This is a genomic window from Micromonospora sp. LOL_013, from assembly GCF_048060315.1.
Lineage (GTDB): Bacteria > Actinomycetota > Actinomycetes > Mycobacteriales > Micromonosporaceae > Micromonospora_E.
The window spans coordinates 1-16774 of sequence record NZ_JBHMIQ010000014.1; the positions used below are offsets into that span (position 1 = coordinate 1).

At 71.1% G+C, this 16774-nt stretch carries 19 protein-coding genes and 1 pseudogene; 7 read left to right on the plus strand and 13 right to left on the minus strand.

All coding sequences use genetic code 11. The annotated features are described in order from the left end of the window. Window positions 1-505, plus strand: a pseudogene (locus ACFHWS_RS11185) (hypothetical protein); the annotation flags it as partial. A gap of 9 nt (window positions 506-514) precedes the next feature. Here the strand turns inward: ACFHWS_RS11185 and ACFHWS_RS11190 are convergent. From ACFHWS_RS11190 to ACFHWS_RS11250, 13 genes are all read right to left on the minus strand, one after another. Further along, the gene (locus tag ACFHWS_RS11190) at window positions 515-871 is read right to left on the minus strand and encodes a hypothetical protein (protein WP_416552982.1); all 357 of its coding nucleotides are present in this window, start codon (window positions 869-871) and stop codon (window positions 515-517) included. Between the two features lie 442 nt (window positions 872-1313). Next, window positions 1314-1886, minus strand: a complete 573-nt coding sequence (locus ACFHWS_RS11195) for a GNAT family N-acetyltransferase (RefSeq protein WP_416568131.1) — start codon at window positions 1884-1886, stop codon at window positions 1314-1316. Window positions 1887-1923: 37 nt separating this feature from the next. Next, the gene (rnhA, locus tag ACFHWS_RS11200; protein WP_416552978.1) at window positions 1924-2421 is read right to left on the minus strand and encodes a ribonuclease HI; all 498 of its coding nucleotides are present in this window, start codon (window positions 2419-2421) and stop codon (window positions 1924-1926) included. 11 nt (window positions 2422-2432) lie between these two features. Further along, window positions 2433-3050 (minus strand): hypothetical protein, encoded by a 618-nt coding sequence (locus ACFHWS_RS11205; protein WP_416552977.1) that lies wholly within the window; start codon window positions 3048-3050, stop codon window positions 2433-2435. Between the two features lie 62 nt (window positions 3051-3112). Further along, a complete protein-coding gene (locus ACFHWS_RS11210; RefSeq protein WP_416552975.1) occupies window positions 3113-3919 on the minus strand; it encodes an IclR family transcriptional regulator domain-containing protein in 807 nt (268 codons plus the stop codon). A 29-nt stretch (window positions 3920-3948) separates the two neighbouring features. Beyond that, the gene (pcaC, locus tag ACFHWS_RS11215; protein ID WP_416552973.1) at window positions 3949-4455 is read right to left on the minus strand and encodes a 4-carboxymuconolactone decarboxylase; all 507 of its coding nucleotides are present in this window, start codon (window positions 4453-4455) and stop codon (window positions 3949-3951) included. After that, entirely contained in the window at window positions 4433-5251 is an 819-nt protein-coding gene (gene pcaD, locus ACFHWS_RS11220; RefSeq protein WP_416568132.1) for a 3-oxoadipate enol-lactonase, read from the minus strand. The genes pcaC and pcaD overlap by 23 nt, the downstream gene beginning before the upstream one ends. Next, window positions 5251-6696: a 3-carboxy-cis,cis-muconate cycloisomerase gene (gene pcaB, locus ACFHWS_RS11225; RefSeq protein ID WP_416568133.1), complete on the minus strand. Its 1446-nt coding sequence runs from the start codon at window positions 6694-6696 to the stop codon at window positions 5251-5253. The genes pcaD and pcaB overlap by 1 nt, the downstream gene beginning before the upstream one ends. Next, entirely contained in the window at window positions 6671-7258 is a 588-nt protein-coding gene (gene pcaG / locus ACFHWS_RS11230) for a protocatechuate 3,4-dioxygenase subunit alpha (protein ID WP_416568134.1), read from the minus strand. The genes pcaB and pcaG overlap by 26 nt, the downstream gene beginning before the upstream one ends. After that, window positions 7255-8001: a protocatechuate 3,4-dioxygenase subunit beta gene (gene pcaH / locus ACFHWS_RS11235; protein WP_416568135.1), complete on the minus strand. Its 747-nt coding sequence runs from the start codon at window positions 7999-8001 to the stop codon at window positions 7255-7257. Before pcaH ends, pcaG begins: the two co-directional genes overlap by 4 nt. A 36-nt stretch (window positions 8002-8037) precedes the next feature. Continuing rightward, the gene (locus ACFHWS_RS11240; RefSeq protein ID WP_416553156.1) at window positions 8038-8763 is read right to left on the minus strand and encodes a CoA-transferase subunit beta; all 726 of its coding nucleotides are present in this window, start codon (window positions 8761-8763) and stop codon (window positions 8038-8040) included. A 38-nt stretch (window positions 8764-8801) separates the two neighbouring features. Next, the gene (locus ACFHWS_RS11245) at window positions 8802-9641 is read right to left on the minus strand and encodes a CoA transferase subunit A (RefSeq protein WP_416552963.1); all 840 of its coding nucleotides are present in this window, start codon (window positions 9639-9641) and stop codon (window positions 8802-8804) included. A gap of 36 nt (window positions 9642-9677) precedes the next feature. Then, the gene (locus ACFHWS_RS11250) at window positions 9678-10901 is read right to left on the minus strand and encodes a 4-hydroxybenzoate 3-monooxygenase (RefSeq protein ID WP_416568136.1); all 1224 of its coding nucleotides are present in this window, start codon (window positions 10899-10901) and stop codon (window positions 9678-9680) included. 152 nt (window positions 10902-11053) lie between these two features. Between ACFHWS_RS11250 and ACFHWS_RS11255 the strand changes: the two genes are divergently transcribed. From ACFHWS_RS11255 to ACFHWS_RS11280, 6 genes are all read left to right on the plus strand, one after another. Then, window positions 11054-12016 (plus strand): ABC transporter substrate-binding protein, encoded by a 963-nt coding sequence (locus tag ACFHWS_RS11255; RefSeq protein WP_416552959.1) that lies wholly within the window; start codon window positions 11054-11056, stop codon window positions 12014-12016. Continuing rightward, window positions 12013-12882, plus strand: coding sequence for an ABC transporter permease (locus ACFHWS_RS11260; protein WP_416552957.1), 870 nt, complete (start codon window positions 12013-12015; stop codon window positions 12880-12882). Before ACFHWS_RS11255 ends, ACFHWS_RS11260 begins: the two co-directional genes overlap by 4 nt. Further along, on the plus strand, window positions 12879-13661 hold the full coding sequence (locus ACFHWS_RS11265) for an ABC transporter permease (RefSeq protein ID WP_416552955.1): 783 nt from the start codon (window positions 12879-12881) through the stop codon (window positions 13659-13661). Before ACFHWS_RS11260 ends, ACFHWS_RS11265 begins: the two co-directional genes overlap by 4 nt. A 62-nt stretch (window positions 13662-13723) precedes the next feature. Then, window positions 13724-14521: an ABC transporter ATP-binding protein gene (locus tag ACFHWS_RS11270; protein ID WP_416552953.1), complete on the plus strand. Its 798-nt coding sequence runs from the start codon at window positions 13724-13726 to the stop codon at window positions 14519-14521. Window positions 14522-14550: 29 nt separating this feature from the next. Further along, on the plus strand, window positions 14551-15756 hold the full coding sequence (gene pcaF, locus ACFHWS_RS11275; RefSeq protein ID WP_416552951.1) for a 3-oxoadipyl-CoA thiolase: 1206 nt from the start codon (window positions 14551-14553) through the stop codon (window positions 15754-15756). Between the two features lie 194 nt (window positions 15757-15950). Next, window positions 15951-16772, plus strand: coding sequence for an SAM-dependent methyltransferase (locus ACFHWS_RS11280; RefSeq protein WP_416568137.1), 822 nt, complete (start codon window positions 15951-15953; stop codon window positions 16770-16772). The last annotated feature ends 2 nt before the right edge of the window (window positions 16773-16774 follow it).

The window sequence follows — 16774 nt, forward strand, 5'->3', positions numbered from 1 at the left end:
CCGACAGCAGCCACACAACCGCAGGCCACACCCCAAGATCAACTTAAGCTACGCAGCATTGGGCCCATCCTTCGCCAGCGGCGACACCAACACAGGTCGCAACATCAGCGCTGCGTCCACCAACCACGTCGGCAACCTCGTCTGCTCCGGCGGATCCTTCTCCGGCTCCGCCTGCGGCTGGACCGTCCAAGCGCTCAACCAGACCCTCACGCCCATCGGCGGACCCACGATTCGAGGCCTGGTCCGAGCTGAGGGCGCCAACCGCGTCGCCGCCGTCGGCAACGGCGACAGCGGCGGCCCCGTCTATGTGCAGTCCGGCAACAGCGGCACGGCCCGCGGCATCATCAGCCTACGCTCGGCCAACCGCGACGAAATTGTGCCCTGCAACGGAGTACCCAGCGGAGACATCAACGATCCCAACTCCCGGCAATGCTCGTGGAAGTGGTGGTACGTCGACATCAACGAGCAACTTTCCCGGCTCAGCGTAAACTTCCTCACCCCCTAACATTATTGTTCAGCTACTGGTCGGTCCGGACGGAATTCCGTCCGGACCGACCGAGAAAGGCGCAAACTCAGCTGAGCCCCGTTCCACCACGATCGGCTTCCGATAATGGTCAGATAGTCTCTCCGCCTCACCTGCTGCCCCATCCACCGTCATCACCAGAACAGCTGAGCCGTCGGGCGACGGACCCGCGCCGGAAACAGCGATACCTTCGCTGCGCCAGTACTCCACATCGGCCATGACCTGCTCGGTCAACACCAGCATCTCCTGCTCCGAGAGCCGGGCGTCCGCGAATCGGATTTCGACGTTGGCGAACTGATTTCGGACCACCACGTCGAGATCGCTGCCCGGCTTACGATAGACGGTCATCGTCCCGGCGGACTCATCCAGTATGATACCCGCATACCATCGTGCGTACCTTGTGCGCAGCAAATCCTCTACCTGCTCCGCAGCTTGGTCAGGCCTGGCCCCACCAACGTCGTCTCCCACGGCGCACCCAGTAGCGGCCAGCACCACGGCGACAACCAAGGCCAAGATTCTAGTTTTGCTGGGCACTACGCTTCTCCTCACTACACGAGTACTATCTCTCGCATTCGACGCTGCACGGGCTGCCCGGGTTCCCGTCCTGCTGCATCCCATGGGTCCTCGCATGGGGACGGTGAGCGCGCGGTGGGTCGGCGGATTGAAGCAGGCACAGAATGTCTTTGTCGACCATCACTGTTGGCATCACGTCGTCGGACACACCCTGGGCTCCCGGAAGCCGGCACGGACACGTCGCTGACAGCCTGAGCCGTCCGGCCGGCGATCGACGTCACAGCAGATCGAGCCGCATGAGCGCCCGCGCGAACCCGGCGAGCACCGAGGTGGTGTCGGCTGCCTTCACGAAACCGGCGTGCTCGAAGACCGCGCGGGTCCCTACGTAGGCCATCGTGAGGTCCACCTTCTCGCCACGGTTGTCGACGGGGTAGCCCTCGATCGCCGGTGCGCCGCGCTCGCGGGCGAAGCCGACGGCACCGGCGAGCAGGTGGTGCACGATACCCTGCTTGCGGTGGCCCGGCCGTACCCGAAAGCACCACACGCTCCACACATCGAGATCGTCGAGGTGCGGGATTCGCCTGTTGCCGGCGAAGCTCGTGTCGGCTCGCGGGTGCACCGCCGCCCAGCCGACGACCTCGTCGCCGTCATAGGCGAGTACTCCGGGAGGGGGATCGAGCCCGATGAGTCCGCGTACCCGCTCACCGCGCATCGGCCCGCGCAGCTGCAGATTCTCCTTCGAGCCGATGCGGTAGCTCAGGCACCAGCACACGTTCGCGTCCGGTCGCTTCGGGCCGACGACAGTCGCGACGTCCTCGAACACCGTCGCCGGGCGGACTTCGATCGTCATGACGCCTACCCTGCCACCGTCCACCGACACACGGCGGTCAGCTGCGGCGCGGTGTCGCTCGGCGGCGCGGCTGCGGCACCGGCGGCACCGGGACGCCGGCGGCCTCCAGGGCCTCCCGCTGACCGCGAGCGGCGAGCCGGTCGGCGCGCTCGTTCTCCACGTGGCCGGAGTGGCCCTTCACCCAGTGCCAGACGACCTCGTGGTGACGGGTGACGGCCGCATCGAGCTCCCGCCACAGGTCCTCGTTCTTGACCGGCTCGCCCGCTTTCGTACGCCAGCCGTTGCGTTTCCAGTTCGCCATCCACGACATGACACCGTTACGGACGTACGTGCTGTCGGTGTAGAGGTCGACGGCGGATGCCCGGGTCAGCGCGGCCAGTGCCCGGATCGGGGCGGTGAGTTCCATCCGGTTGTTCGTGGTCGGGCTGGCCTCACCGCCGCACAGTTCCTTCTCGGCGTCGCCGTAGCGCAGCAGGGCACCCCAACCGCCCGGCCCCGGGTTGCCGCTGCACGCGCCGTCGGTCCAGATCTGCACCCGTGTCGTCCTCAGCCCCGCCACCCGGACAACCTACTGGTCGGCTTCACCGCGGTCGTCCCGGCATGGACGTTTTCCTCCAGTCGGAGAGTCCGCTCCGGCGCGGCCTGCCCCACCTGCTGACCGGGCACGACGTCGCGGTCCGGGGTCAGCGCCAGCGAGCGCCGCAACGACGCGGTCGAGCACAGCCCGACGAGCCCGGCCGCCAGCGCGCCGTAGAGCGCCTCGATCATCGACCGCTGCGGCAGCAGGACGACCTCCAGCAGGATCCATCCGCCGAGCGCGATGCCCGCCAGTCCGGTGGCGGCCCACGACCAGTGCCGGCCGGTCACCCGTTGCACCGGGGCAAGCCAGCGCCACCGTGGTCTGCGCAGCAGCCCGAACGCGCTGACCAGCGAGCCGAGCCCGAGACCGAGCCCCAGTACCAGGCCGGGTAGCCGCCAGGTGTCGACCAACGGCAGGTCGTGCAGCCATTCCGTACGGACGAAGTCGTTGCCGTACGGGTACAGCCACATCTCCACGCCACCGCCGACCGCCGTGACGCCGACGAAGATCAGCAGGCCGGCCGCCACCCGTACCGTCCACGGGCGGGCCCTGGTCGGCCCGGAAAGCTCGGTGGTTGAGCCCATACCTCAACGGTGGCCGGCCGGCCCTGCGCTGGCATCGGGCCGAAGGTCCCGGGACGCGGCGGTCAGGCGCCGGGCAGGCGGGTGGCGCGGCCCGGTGCGGCGATCCGCAGATCGGCTTCGATCTTGGCGGCGGTGGCCAGCAGGTGCGGCAGCAGTTCGCGGCGGATCGACTCGACGGTGTTGCGGCTGGCGTGCACCGAGATGTTCACCGCGGCGACCACTTTGCCGGCCCGGTCCCGGATGGGTGCCGCCACCGACCGCAGGCCCTCCTCCAACTCCTGGTCGACGATGGCGTACCCCTGGGCGCGGACCCGGTTCAGCTCCGCCCGCAACGCCGCCATGGTGTGGACGGTACGGCCGGTGAGCCGGTCCAGCCGGCTGCGCTCCAGCCGGATGATCGCCTCTTCCTCGGGCAGGTGCGCCAGCAGCACCCGGCCGACCGAGGTGGCGTACGCCGGGAACCGGGTCCCGACGTTGATCGACACCGTCATGATCCGCGAGGTCGGCACCCGGGAGACGTAGACGATCGAGTCGCCGTCCAGCACGCACACCGACGACGACTCGTGCACCTGGGCGACCAGCCGTTCCAGGTGCGGTTCGGCCACCTCGGGCAGCGAGATGCTGGACAGGTAGGCGTAGCCCAGCTCCAGCACCCGGGGGGTGAGCGAGAACATCCGCCCGTCGGTGCGGACGTAGCCGAGGTCGACCAGGGTGAGCAGGAACCGGCGGGCGGCGGCGCGGGTCAGGTCGCAGATCCGGGCCACCTCGCTGAGTGTCAACTCAGGATGCTGGGCGTCGAAGGCGCGGATCACGGCCAGGCCACGCTCCAACGACTGCACGAAATGAGCTTCCCGCCCGTGCTCGCTCATAATTCTCCTGTGGTGATGGTCGCCGAACCCTAACCGGATTCCACGGTGCCCGGATCCGCCGATGATCTTGTTCCGCTGTCGGGGATCCGACCATCCGGTCCCAGGTTCTCGGCCAGCTCCCGCTGTGCCACCGCGTACGCGCTGTTCGCGGCCGGCACGCCCGCGTAGACCGCCGTGTGCAGCAGCACCTCGTTGATCTCCTGCGCGGTCAACCCGTTGCGCAGCGCCGCCCGCACGTGCATCGCCAGCTCGTCGGTGCAGTGCAGGGCGGTCAGTACGGCGAGCGTGACGCAGCTGCGGGTCCGCCGGTCCAGCCCGTCGCGGGTCCAGACGCTGCCCCATGCGTACCGGGTGATGAAGTCCTGGAAGTCGGCGGTGAACTCGGTCGTGTTGGCCACCGCCCGGTCCACGTGCGCGTCGCCGAGAACCGCCCGGCGTACCGCCATCCCGGCGTCATACCTCGGATCCGACGACGACGGTACGGCCCGAGGGCCGGGCGACGGGGTCGTGGCGTCAACCGGCGGATCGGTCGGCATCGCCGGTCACCTCCTGTCCAGTGAGATGCGTCAGGATCAGCTCGGACACCTGCTCAGCCTGCTCGACGCTGGCCAGATGGGCAGCGTCGGCGACGATCCGCAAAGTGGCGTCGGGAATGCCGGCGACGATCGTCTCGCTGTGCGACGGCGGGGTGGCCGGGTCGTCGGCGCCGGCGATCACCAGGGTCGGCGCGGCGATCCTCGGCAGCAGCCCGGTCAGGTCCATCTGTCCGATAGCGACGCAGCAGCCGGCGTACCCCTCGGCCGGGGTGGCCGCGATCATCTCGCGGGCGGCGGCGAAGACGTCGGGTCGCCGTACGGCGAACCCGGGGGTGAACCAGCGGACCGCCACCGTGTCGGCCACCGCTCCGGTGCCTTCGGCCCGCACCGTGGCCGCCCGGTCGGCCCACGCCTGCGCCGGGCCGAGCAGCGCCGAGGTGCAGCAGAGCACCAGCCGGTCGACCCGGGCACCGGCGTGTCCGGCCAGCCACATTCCGGTCATCCCGCCGAGGGACACCCCGGCCACGTGGACCCGGTCCAGCTCCAGACGGTCCAGCAGGGCGAGCACGTCGGCCCCGAGATCGTCCAGACTGTACGGACCGGGCGGTACCGGGGAGCGGCCGTGCCCCCGGGTGTCGTAGCGCAGCACCCGCAGCCCGGCACCGGTGAGCACCGGCACCTGCGGATCCCACATCGCTCTTGTGCTGCCCAGCGAGTTGGCCAGCAGCACCACCGGCGCACCGTCGGGTCCGACGATCTCGTGGTCGACCGCCACCGGGTGGCTGTCGGTGGTCATCAGCGGTCCTCCTGCGTCGGTCGGCTGTGGTGGTCGCGCAGCGCCCGGTCGATCAGCTCGCCGTACGCGCCGAGGTAGCCGGCGGGGTCGAGCAGCTCGTCCAGCTGTGCCCGGCTGAGTACCGTGCTGACCTGCGGGTTGGCGGCCAGCCGTTCGGCCAGCCCGGCGGCGGGCCCGCCGCCGGTGACCGCCGCCTTGACGATCTCGTTGGCCCGGTGCCGGCCGAGCTGCCCGGCCAGTGCCCCGCTGACCCGTTCGGCGAGCAGCGCCCCGCCGGTCAGGTCGAGGTTGGCCCGCATCCGTACGGCGTCCACCCGCAGCCCTTCCAGGCAGGTACGCAGCCAGTAGGCGGCCGAGCCGACCGACTCCAGCAGGTTGCGCAGCGCCCGCCACTCGGCGTGCCAGCCGCCGGCCGCCCGTTGGTGCTCCTGGGCCATCGCGGCCAGCAGGGTGGCGACCAGGCCGGGGACCTGGCCGGCGCAGGCGACGGCGGTGACGGCCGCGACCGGGTTGCGTTTGTGCGGCAGGGTCGACGACCCGCCGGAGCGTTCCTCGGCTAGCTCGGCGACCTCGGTCTGGGCGTGCAGCGTGACGTCGCGGGCGATCTTGCTGATGCTGCCGGCGGTGCCGCCGAGCACGCCGGCCAGGTCGGCCAGCCGGCTCCGGTCGGTGTGCCAGGGCAGCTGCGGGGCGGCCAGGTCGAGCTCGGCGGCGAGCCGGTCGACCAGGGCCGGGCCGTCGGCGCCGAACGCGGCGAGGGTGCCGGCGGCACCACCGAGCTGAACGGCGGGGACCTCGTCCCGGGCAGTGCTTAGCCGGCGGACGGCGGTGTCCAGCGCGGTCAGCCAGCCGGCGGCGACCAGTCCGAAGGTGGTCGGCAGCGCCTGCTGCAGCAGGGTCCGGGCGGGCAGCAGGGTGTCCCGGTGCGTCTCGGCCAGCCGGGCGGCGGCCGAGGCGGCCCGCCGCACGTCGTCCAGCATCGGGCCCAGCGCCCGGCGGACCACCAGCATGGCGGCCGTGTCCAGGATGTCCTGGCTGGTGGCCCCGGCGTGCACGTACCGGGCGGTGTCCGGCCCGACGGCGGCGCGTAACGCGGCGACCAGCGGCACCACCGGGTTGCCGGCGCTGGTCGCACCCGCGCCGATCGCCGCCGGGTCGAACCGGTGGTCGCGGGCGGTGGCGGTGATCGCCTCGGCGGCGGCTGCCGGCACCGACCCGCAGGACGCCTGGGCGCGGGCCAGCGCCGCCTCGGCGTCGAGCATGGCGTGCAGCCAGGCCCGGTCGTCAACGGCGGCCCGGACTTCGCCGGCGGCGAGCAGCGAATCGAACAGACCGACCGGCGAGGGTACGTCGACCGGCACCTCGTCACCGACGACCCGCCGACCGTCGGCGTGCTGGTCGTCGACGGCGGACCCCGGGTCAGACGGCGAAGAAGACGGTTTCATGCTCGCCCTGCAGCCGGATGTCGAACCGGTAGCCGTCCGGCTCGGCGGTCGCGATCAACGTGCCGCGTCGGGCCGGCGGCAGGCCGGCCAGCACCGGGTCGGCGGCATTTGCGTCGACCTCGTCCGGGAAGTAGATCCGGGTGACGACGCGGTGCAGCAGCCCACGGGCGAACACCGACACGGCGATGTGCGGGGCCTGCGGTCGCCCGTCCGGGCCGGGCACCGGCCCCGGCTTGCGGGTGCGTACCGCCCACCCGCCGGTATTGTCGGTGGGGCAGCGGCCGAAGCCGCGGAACCCGGCCACCGCGCCGCGCGGATCGTCCGGGTGGTCGAACCGGCCCTGCGGATCGGCCTGCCAGGTCTCGATCAGACCGTCCGGCACCGGGTCGCCGGCGCCGTCGAAGAGCCGACCGCGCAGCCAGATGGCCGCCGGATCGGTCTCGTCGACCACGAACGGCCCGTCCGGCCAGGGCAGGCCGATCCCCAGGTACGGCCCGACGGTCTGCGCCGGGGTCAGCCCGGTCTGCTGGTCCCAGTCCGCGGCGGTCACGCTGGTGGTCACGATTCCTCCATCGGGGTCGCCTCGGTGCCGCGCAGCACGATGTCGAACCGGAAGCCGAGCGCCCACTCCTCGACCGTGTTGGCCAGGTCGAAGCTGGCGATCAGCCGTTGCCGGGCGGCCGGGTCGGGGATCGAGTTGAAGACCGGGTCGTAGGCGAACAGCGGGTCGTCGGGGAAGTACATCTGGGTCACCAGCCGCTGGGTGAAGGCCCGGCCGAACAACGAGAAGTGGATGTGCGCCGGCCGCCACGCGTTGAAGTGGTTGCGCCACGGGTAGGCGCCGGGCTTGATGGTGACGAACCGGTAGCGGCCCATCGAGTCGGTCATCGCCCGGCCGACGCCGGTGAAGTGCGGATCGAGCGGTACGTCGTGCTGGTCGAGCTTGTGCAGGTAGCGCCCGCCGGCATTGGCCTGCCAGACCTCCACCAGGGTGTCCGGCACCGGCCGGCCGTCGCTGTCGCGGACCTGGCCGTGCACGACGATCCGCTGCCCCTGGGCTTCGCCGTCGCCGCTGCGGCTCAGGTCCGCGTCGGCGGCGGTGACCCGGCCCTCGCCGAGCAGCGGGCCGGTGATCTCGGTGAGCGTCTGCGGGAGCAGCACCGGCGACTCGGCCGGGGCGCGCAGCACCGTGGACTTGTAGTCGGGGGAGAGCAGCGGCGGATGCACGGCGGTGTCGTCGCGCCGGTAGCGCGGCAGGAGCAGCCCGCCGGGGCGGTCGGCCTGTACGGGCGTGGTGTCGGGCATGGCGGTGCCTCCTTGGATCAGCTCTACCCGCCGGGGTCAGGGGTTCAGCAGCTGGCGCAGGGCGGCCAGCTCCTGCGGGGTGGGTTCGTCGGTGGTCGTCAGGTCGGTGGCGATCTTCAGCGGCCAGCCGGTGGCCGCCACGGCCTGCTCGACACCCACTCCGGGGTGCAGCTGGGTGAGGGTCAGCTCGCAGGTGTCCGGATCCGGGCGCAGCATGCCGAGGTCGGTGATGACCAGGGTGGGACCCCGGCCACGCAGGCCGAGGCGTTGCCGGTCGCCGGGGCCTGCGCCAAAGCCGACCGAGGTGACGAAGTCGACCCGGTCGACGAACGTGCGCCGGCTCTGCGGCACGATGACGATCACTTCGCCGCACGAGGCGGCGATCTCCGGGGCGCCGCCCGCGCCGGGCAGCCGTACCTTCGGGTCGGTGTAGTCGGTGCCGATCACCGTGGTGTTGATGTTGGCGTACCGGTCGATCTGCGCGGCGCCGAGGAAGCCGACGTCGATCCGGCCGGGCTGCAGCCAGTAGTTGAAGATCTCCGGCACCGAGACGACGGCGTCGGCGGTCTCGGCGAGTACCCCGTCACCGATGGACAGCGGCAGCCGGCCGGGCTTCGCGCCGATGGTGCCGGACTCGTAGACCAGCACCAGGTTGGGGGAGTGGGTTTGCCGGGCCAGGTTGGCCGCGGTGCTGGGCCGGCCGATGCCGACGAAGCAGCGGGCGTCGTCGCGCAGCGCCCGGGCGGCGGCGACGGTCATCATCTCGTCGCGGGTGAACCTGTCGACGGCCGGTTGCTCGTTCACTCGGCACCACCGTACGTCGCGTCGCTCCCCGCCGTGGCCAGGACGTGTTCGTCGAGCCAGCGGGTGAAGGTGTCCCGGTCCCGGCTGATCTCGTCCCATTGCTGGTAGTAGTCGTTGGCCCGGTCGCTGTAGTCCATCGCGTACGACGGGTACGCCCCGCCAGGCACCTCGGCGACCCGGGTGACCGCCCAGCCGGGCAGCACCACCGCGCCGGGCCGGGGGGTCAGCTCGTCGACGGTCTCCTCGACGGTGACCAGCGACCGTGCGGACGCCAGCACGACCTCCTTGTGCACGCCGGTGATGCCCCAGATCTGCACGTTGCCGTGCCGGTCGGCGCGCTGTGCGTGCACGATGCCGACGTCGGGGTTGAGCGCCGGTACGGCGGTGAGCACCTCGCCGGTGAACGGACAGGTGATCGGCGCGATGGTCGGGGTGCGGTCGACGAGGTCGGTGCCGACGTACCCGCGGAGTACGGCGAACGGCAGGCCAGCGGCGCCGGCGACGTACCGGTTGGCCATCCCGGCGTGGCTGTGCTCCTCGATCTCCAGCGGACGGGGCCAGCCGCGCTGCACCGCGTCGCGGAACCGGTGCAGCGAACCGACCCCGGGGTTGCCGGCCCAGCTGAAGATTAGCTTCTTGGCGCAGCCGGCGCCGATCAGCTGGTCGTAGACGACGTCCGGGGTCATCCGGATCAGCGTGAGGTCGCGTCGGCCCTGCCGGATGATCTCCTGTCCGGCCGCGGTCGGGATCAGGTGGGTGAATCCCTCCAGGGCGACGCTGTCGCCGTCGTGGACCAGGTCGGCGACAGCATCAGCCAGCGAGGAAATTTCAGCCATACATCATTCCCGGTGCGTGTGATGAACAAAAGTTCGCTAAGCGAACGGTACGGCCGGGGTTGCCGGCCTGTCAACGCGGCTGCTCCAGTCCAGCGGCAGCCCCACGTAGTTCTCCGCCAGGGTGGTCGCCGCCGCAGTGGAGGTCGACACGTACTCCAACTGGGCCACCTGGAGCCGGTGACTGAACTCGTCGGCGTCGGTGGGCCGGTGCAGCAGCCCGGTCATCCAGGAGGAGAAGTGCTGGACCCGCCAGATCCGGCGCAGGCACCGGGCCGAGTACTCGTCCAGCCCGGTCCCGCGTCCCTGACGGAACCAGGTGGTCAGCGCCTCGGCCAGGAAGCGGACGTCGGCGACCGCCAGGTTCAGCCCTTTCGCGCCGGTCGGCGGCACGATGTGCGCCGCGTCGCCGGCCAGGAACAGCTGGCCGTAGCGCATCGGTTCGGTAACGAAGCTTCGCATCGGAGTCACCCCCTGTTCCAGGATCGGGCCCTCCTTCAAGGTGAAACCGTCGTTGGTCGCCAGCCGGGTGTGCAGCTCGTCCCAGATCCGCGCGGTCGGCCAGTCGCTCAGCTCGGTCCCGTTGGGCACCTGCAGGTAGAGCCGGGTCACCTCAGGGCTGCGCATGCTGTGCAGGGCGAACCCGCGCTCGTGCTGGGCGTAGATCAGCTCGTGTGCCGAGGGGGCGGCCTGGGCCAGCACGCCGAGCCAGCTGAACGGGTACGTGTGCTCGACGGTGCGCCGGGCCGAGGCGGGGATGCTGTCTCGGGAGACGCCGTGGAAACCGTCACATCCGGCGACCATCAGGCAGTTCAGTTCGCGTATCGTGCCCTCGTGCGCGAACCGAATGACCGGGGCATCGCTGTCGATCCCGGCCAGCTCGACATCGGAGACGTCGAACAGGATCTCGCCGCCGGCTGCCAGCCGGGCGGCGATCAGGTCCTTCACGACCTCCTGCTGGCCGTAGACGGTGATCCCTCGGCCGCTGGTCAGCGCGGCCAGGTCGATCCGTCGGCTGACGCCTTCGAAGCGCAGCTCAAGGCCGGTGTGCACGAGTCCTTCGCGGCGCATCCGGGTGCCGACGCCGGTGTCGGCGAGCAGTTGCGCCGTGTCGTGTTCGAGCACCCCGGCCCGGACCCTGCTCTCCACGTACGCCCGCCCGCGGGTCTCCAGCACGACCGAGTCGATACCCTCGAGATGCAGCAGGTGGGCGAGCATCAAGCCAGCTGGTCCCGCTCCGATGATGCCAACCTGGGTTCGCACGACGCTCCCTCCACCTGCCGGATTGGCAGGAATCTTCCGATATGTGACATTGACGCGAGCCCTCGCTGGGCCGTACGTTCATCATAAGAACCACCGTTCGGTCAGCGAACGCCCCTGACTGACCCAACTCGATCCCATCCCCTGGAGGTCCCATGCGACGGCCCCTCGTCGCCTTCACCCTGGCTACCGCGCTGCTGGTCACCGCCGCCTGTGGTTCCGACTCGTCCACCGACGAGGGCGGCGGCACCGACGACGTCACCGACGTCACCGTCGGCATCATTCCGATCGTTGACGTCGCGCCGATCTACCTCGGTGAGGAGAAAGGCTTCTTCGCCAAGCGCGGCATCAACCTGACCATGGAGAGCGGTCAAGGTGGTGCCGCGATCGTCCCCGGCGTGGTCAGCGAGCAGTTCCAGTTCGGCTTCAGCAACGTGACCTCCCTGCTCACCGCGCAGACCCGTGACGTGCCGGTGCAGATCGTCGCCAACGGCGTGGCCTCGACCGGAAACCCCGAGGCCGACTTCGGCGGCGTGGTGGTCCGCGAGGACAGCCCGATCCAGACCGCCGCCGAACTGGCCGGCAAGAAGGTCGCGGTGAACACGCTGAAGAACATCGGCGACACCAGCGTCCGCGAGTCGGTGCGCAAGGCCGGCGGCAACCCGGACGACATCGAGTTCGTCGAGATGGCCTTCCCGCAGATGCCGGCCGCCGTCGCCAACGGCGACGTCGACGCCGCCTGGATGGTCGAGCCGTCGCTCGCCATCGCCAAGGACGCCGGTGGCCGGGTCGTCGCCTGGAACTTCGTCGACACCGCCCCGAACCTGACCGTCGCGGTCTACTTCACCAGCACCAAGCTCGCCCAGGAGAACCCCGAGCTGGTCGAGAACTTCCAGGAGGCGATGGCCGAGTCGCTGTCCTACGCCAACGCCCACCCCGACGAGGTGCGCACCGTGCTGCGTAGCTACACCGACATCGACCAGGCGATCCTGGACGCGATGACGCTGCCGATGTGGCCGGCCGAGATCAACCGGGCGTCGATCGAGCGGGTGGCCGAACTCGGACTCGCCGACAGTGTCTTCGATGCCGAGCCCGACCTGGACGCGCTGCTGCCGTGACAGCGGTCGACAACGCCCCGGTCGGGGCCGGCGGAGCCGGCCCCGACCGGGGCACGTCAGCAGCAGCCCGCCGGGCCGCACCGAGCCGGCGCCGTCGGCCGCCGACGGCGCTGTTCGGCGTCGCCGGTCTGGCCGGTCTGCTGGTCCTGGTGCAGGTCCTCCCGTCGACCCCGCTCGTCTCGGCGCGCTACCTGCCGCCGGCCACCGAGATCCTCGCCGCCCTGGTCGAGCTGCTCGGCGACGGTGCCTTCTGGTCGGCGCTCGGTGACACGCTGACCGGCTGGGCGATCGGCCTGGCCATCGCGGTCAGCGCCGGCATCGTCCTCGGCGTGCTGATCGGTTCGGTGCCGGCGCTGCGCGCGGTCACCGCCTCGACGATCGAGTTCCTGCGGCCGATCCCGTCGGTCGCGCTGATCCCGCTCGCCGTGCTGCTCTACGGTACCGGCCTCGAATCGACCCTGCTCCTGGTCGTCTACGCGGCGTTCTGGCAGGTGCTGGTCCAGGTCCTGTACGGCGTACAGGACGTCGATCCGGTCGCCGACGAGACCGCCCGCAGCTACGGCCTCGGCCGCTGGGCCCGGATTCGCCACGTCATCTGGCCGACCTCGTTGCCGTACGTGATGACGGGCGTGCGGCTCGCCGCCGCGGTCGCCCTGGTGCTGGCGATCACCGCAGAGCTGGTCATCGGCGCACCCGGGCTGGGCAACCGGATCGCCGTCGCGCAGACCTCCGGCGCCGTCGACCTGATGTACGCCCTGGTGGTGGTCACCGGACTGCTCGGCGTCGGGATCAATCTGATCGCCCGGGCGGTCGAGCGGCGGGCACTGTCCTGGCACCAGTCGATGCGCGGCGAGGTGATCGTGTGAGTGTGACCGGGGTGTTGAAGCGGGCCGGGCTGGTCGTCGCGCTGCCGGCCGTACTGTTCGCCGTCTGGTGGTTCAGCAGCGCGGGTAGCACCAGCTTCTACGCGCCGCCGCTGAGTAAGATCCTCGGCACCTTCGCCGAGACCTGGACCGTCGAGCGCCTACGTGCCGACGTGCTGCCCAGCCTGCTGCGGCTGGCCGCCGGTTACGCGGTGGCGGTGCTCGTCGGCGTCGCGCTGGGCGTACTGGTCGGCAGCATCCGCACCGTGCGGGCCACGCTGGAACCGGTACTTGAGTTCTTCCGGGCCATCCCGCCGCCGGTGCTGGTGCCGATCATCATGCTTTTCGCCGGCATCGAGAACACCATGAAGATCGTGGTGATCGCGGCCGGCTGCGTATGGCCGATCCTGCTCAACACCGTCGAGGGCGTGCGCGCCACCGACGAGGTGCTCTCCGACACGGCCCGCTCCTACGGCCTGACCGGTCCGGCCCGGCTGCGGCACCTGGTGCTGCCGGCGGCCAGCCCGCAGATCGCCGCCGGCATGCGCCAGGCTCTGTCGATCGGCATCATCCTGATGGTGATCAGCGAGATGTTCGCGGCCAGCAACGGTCTCGGGTTCACCATCGTGCAGTTCCAGCGCACCTTCGCGATCCCGCAGATGTGGACCGGCATCCTGCTGCTCGGTCTGCTCGGCTTCGCCCTGTCGGTGCTCTTCCGCTTCGTCGAGATGCGGGCGTTGGCCTGGTACCACGGCCTGCGCCAGGCGCAGCGCAGCTCTTGACCCGCTGCCCGGCTCGGCTGCCCGCGTGGCGGCGCCGGAAAGGATAGAGAGGTAACGAGCCCATGCTCGATGTCCAGGGCCTGCGCAAGGTCTACGACGGGCGGCAACGCCAGGTCGAGGCGGTGCGCGACCTCACCTTCACCATCGACGACGGCGACCTGGTCTGCCTGGTCGGCCCCTCCGGCTGCGGCAAGACCACCCTGCTCAAGTGCATGGCCGGGCTGCTGCCGGCAACCTCCGGCGAGGTCCGGCTGCGCGGCCGGCCGATCACCGGGCCGCCGCCCGGCATGGCGGTCGTCTTCCAGGAGTACGGGCGCAGCCTGTTCCCGTGGATGAGCGTGCGGGACAACGTCGAGCTGCCGCTGCGGCAGAAGCGCATCGCCCGGGGCAAGCGCCGGGAACTGGTCGACGAGGCGCTGGCCGCCGTCGGTCTGGCCGACACCCACAACGCCTACCCGTGGCAGCTGTCCGGTGGCATGCAGCAGCGGGTGGCGATCGCCCGCGCGGTCGCGTACCAGCCGGATGTGCTGTTGATGGACGAGCCGTTCGCGGCGGTCGACGCCCAGACCCGCGCGGACCTGGAGGACCTGATCCGCCAGCTGTGGCAGCGGCTCGGGGTGACCATCCTGTTCGTCACTCACGACATCGACGAGGCGGTCTACCTGGGGCAGCGGGTGCTGATCCTGTCCTCGTCGCCGACCGTGGTGCAGGAGAGCCTGCGGATCGACCTGCCGGACACCCGCGACCAACTGCACACCCGCGCCGAGCCGCGCTTCACCCAGCTGCGCGGGCACGTCTACGAGCAGATCCAGGCGGCCAAGCGGGGGCAGCGACCACCCGCCCAGGCCGGCCGGCCCTGACCCTTCCCGCCCTTCCGAGGAGGACCGAGATGCCCGTGGCCTATCTCGTCGCCGGAGTGCGCACGCCGTTCGGCCGCTACGCCGGGGCGCTCGCCCCGGTGCGTCCGGACGACCTGGCCGCCCACGTGATCCGCGAACTCGTCGCCCGGCACCCCTCGGTCGACTGGGACGCCGTCGACGACGTGGTGCTCGGCTGCGCCAACCAGGCCGGCGAGGACAACCGCAACGTGGCCCGGATGGCGGCGCTGCTGGCCGGCCTGCCGACCCGGACCAGCGGCACCACGGTGAACCGGCTCTGCGGTTCCGGGCTGGACGCGGTGGCGATCGCCGCCCGCTCGGTGGTCGCCGGCGAGGCGGACCTGGTCGTCGCCGGCGGGGTGGAGAGCATGAGCCGGGCGCCGTTCGTGCTGCCGAAGGCGGCCACGGCGTACGCGCGCACCGCGGAGATCCACGACACCACCATCGGCTGGCGGCTGGTCAACCCGCTGATGCGGGCCGGCTGGGGCACCGACTCGATGCCGGAGACAGCGGAGAACGTGGCCGCCGAGTACGGCGTGGACCGGGCCGCGCAGGACGCCTTCGCGCTGCGGTCCCAGCAGCGGGCCGCCCAGGCCCAGGCGAGCGGCCGGTTGGCGACCGAGATCGTGCCGATCGAGGTGCCGCAGGGCCGTAAGAGCACGCTGACCGTTTCGGTCGACGAACACCCCCGGCAGACGTCGCTGGAGAAGCTGGCCGCCCTGCCGACGCCGTTCCGCTCCGGCGGCACGGTGACCGCCGGCAACTCCTCCGGGGTCAACGATGGCGCGGTCGCGCTGCTGGTGGCCAGTGACGCGGCCGTCCGGCGGTGCGGTCTCACCCCGCTGGCCCGGGTGGCCGGCGCGGCCACCGCTGGCGTCGAGCCCCGGGTGATGGGCATCGGGCCGGTACCGGCCACCCGCCGGTTGCTCGGTCGACTGGGCGTCGATCTGTCCGAAGTGGACGTCGTGGAGCTCAACGAGGCGTTCGCCGCGCAGGCGGTGGCGGTGCTGCGGGAGCTGGGCCTGCCAACCGAGGCGGAGCACGTCAACCCGAACGGCGGGGCGATCGCCCTCGGGCACCCGCTCGGGGCCAGCGGGGCGCGGCTGGCGCTGACCGCCGCGCTGGAACTCGGGGTCCGCGACGCCGACCGGGCGCTGTGCACGATGTGCATCGGGGTCGGGCAGGGCATTTCGCTACTGCTCGAGTCGGCCAGCTGAGATAGTGCCGGTCTGCCGATCCGGTGGTCGGGTGTCGGGCCGGATTCGGGCAATGTCGTGAACCTGCCAACGGTGCACATTCCACCGTCGTGGCGTTAGCATGGGCCGGCGCCCGGTGCGGCCGGCTGGTGCCCGTGCCGACCCGCCCGTCACGCCAGGGCCGACGCGGACATCGCGAACGAGCTGGAGGCAGGATGGCGGAGCAGGCCAGTGGAGTCCCGGCCGGAGTAGACCTGAGCCGCCCCAGCGCCGCGCGGGTCTACGACTACTTCCTCGGCGGGGCCCACAACTTCGACGTGGACCGTCAACTCGCCGAGCAGATCGCCGCGATGACGCCGCACCTGGCGGAGACCATGCGGGCCGGCCGGGCGTTCCTGCGTCGGGCGGTCCGGACGCTGCTCGCCGACGGCGTCGACCAGTTCCTGGACATCGGCTCAGGAATTCCGACGGTGGGCAACGTTCACGAGGTGGCCCACGCGGTCAACCCGGCGGCCACCGTGGTCTACGTGGACATCGATCCGGTGGCCGTGGCACACAGTCGGAGCATCCTGGCTGAAGTCGGGCGGGCCGTGGTCCTGCAGGCCGATCTGCGTGCACCGGAGGCAATCTGTGCGCAGGCCGCCGCGACCGGCCTGATCGACTTCGCCCGACCGGTCGGCATCCTGCTCGCCGGGGTGGCGCACTTCGTGCCCGACGCCGACGACCCCCAGGGCATCCTTCGGCGGCTGCGGGCGACCGCGGCGGTCGGCAGCTACCTGGTCATCTCCCACGCAACCTACGAGGACCAGCCGCCGGAGGTACTGGCCGCGCAGCGGTTGTCGGCCAGGACCGACACCGAGATCACGTTGCGCTCGCGGGCGGAGGTGACCGCGATGTTCGGTGACTTCACCATCGTCGACCCGGGAGTCGTCCATCTGCCACTGTGGCGGCCGGACCCGGACGCCGAATTGGACGCACACCCGGAGCGGTTCGGTGCCTTCGGCGGCGTTGCCCGCCTGGACGCCGCCGCGGTCTGACC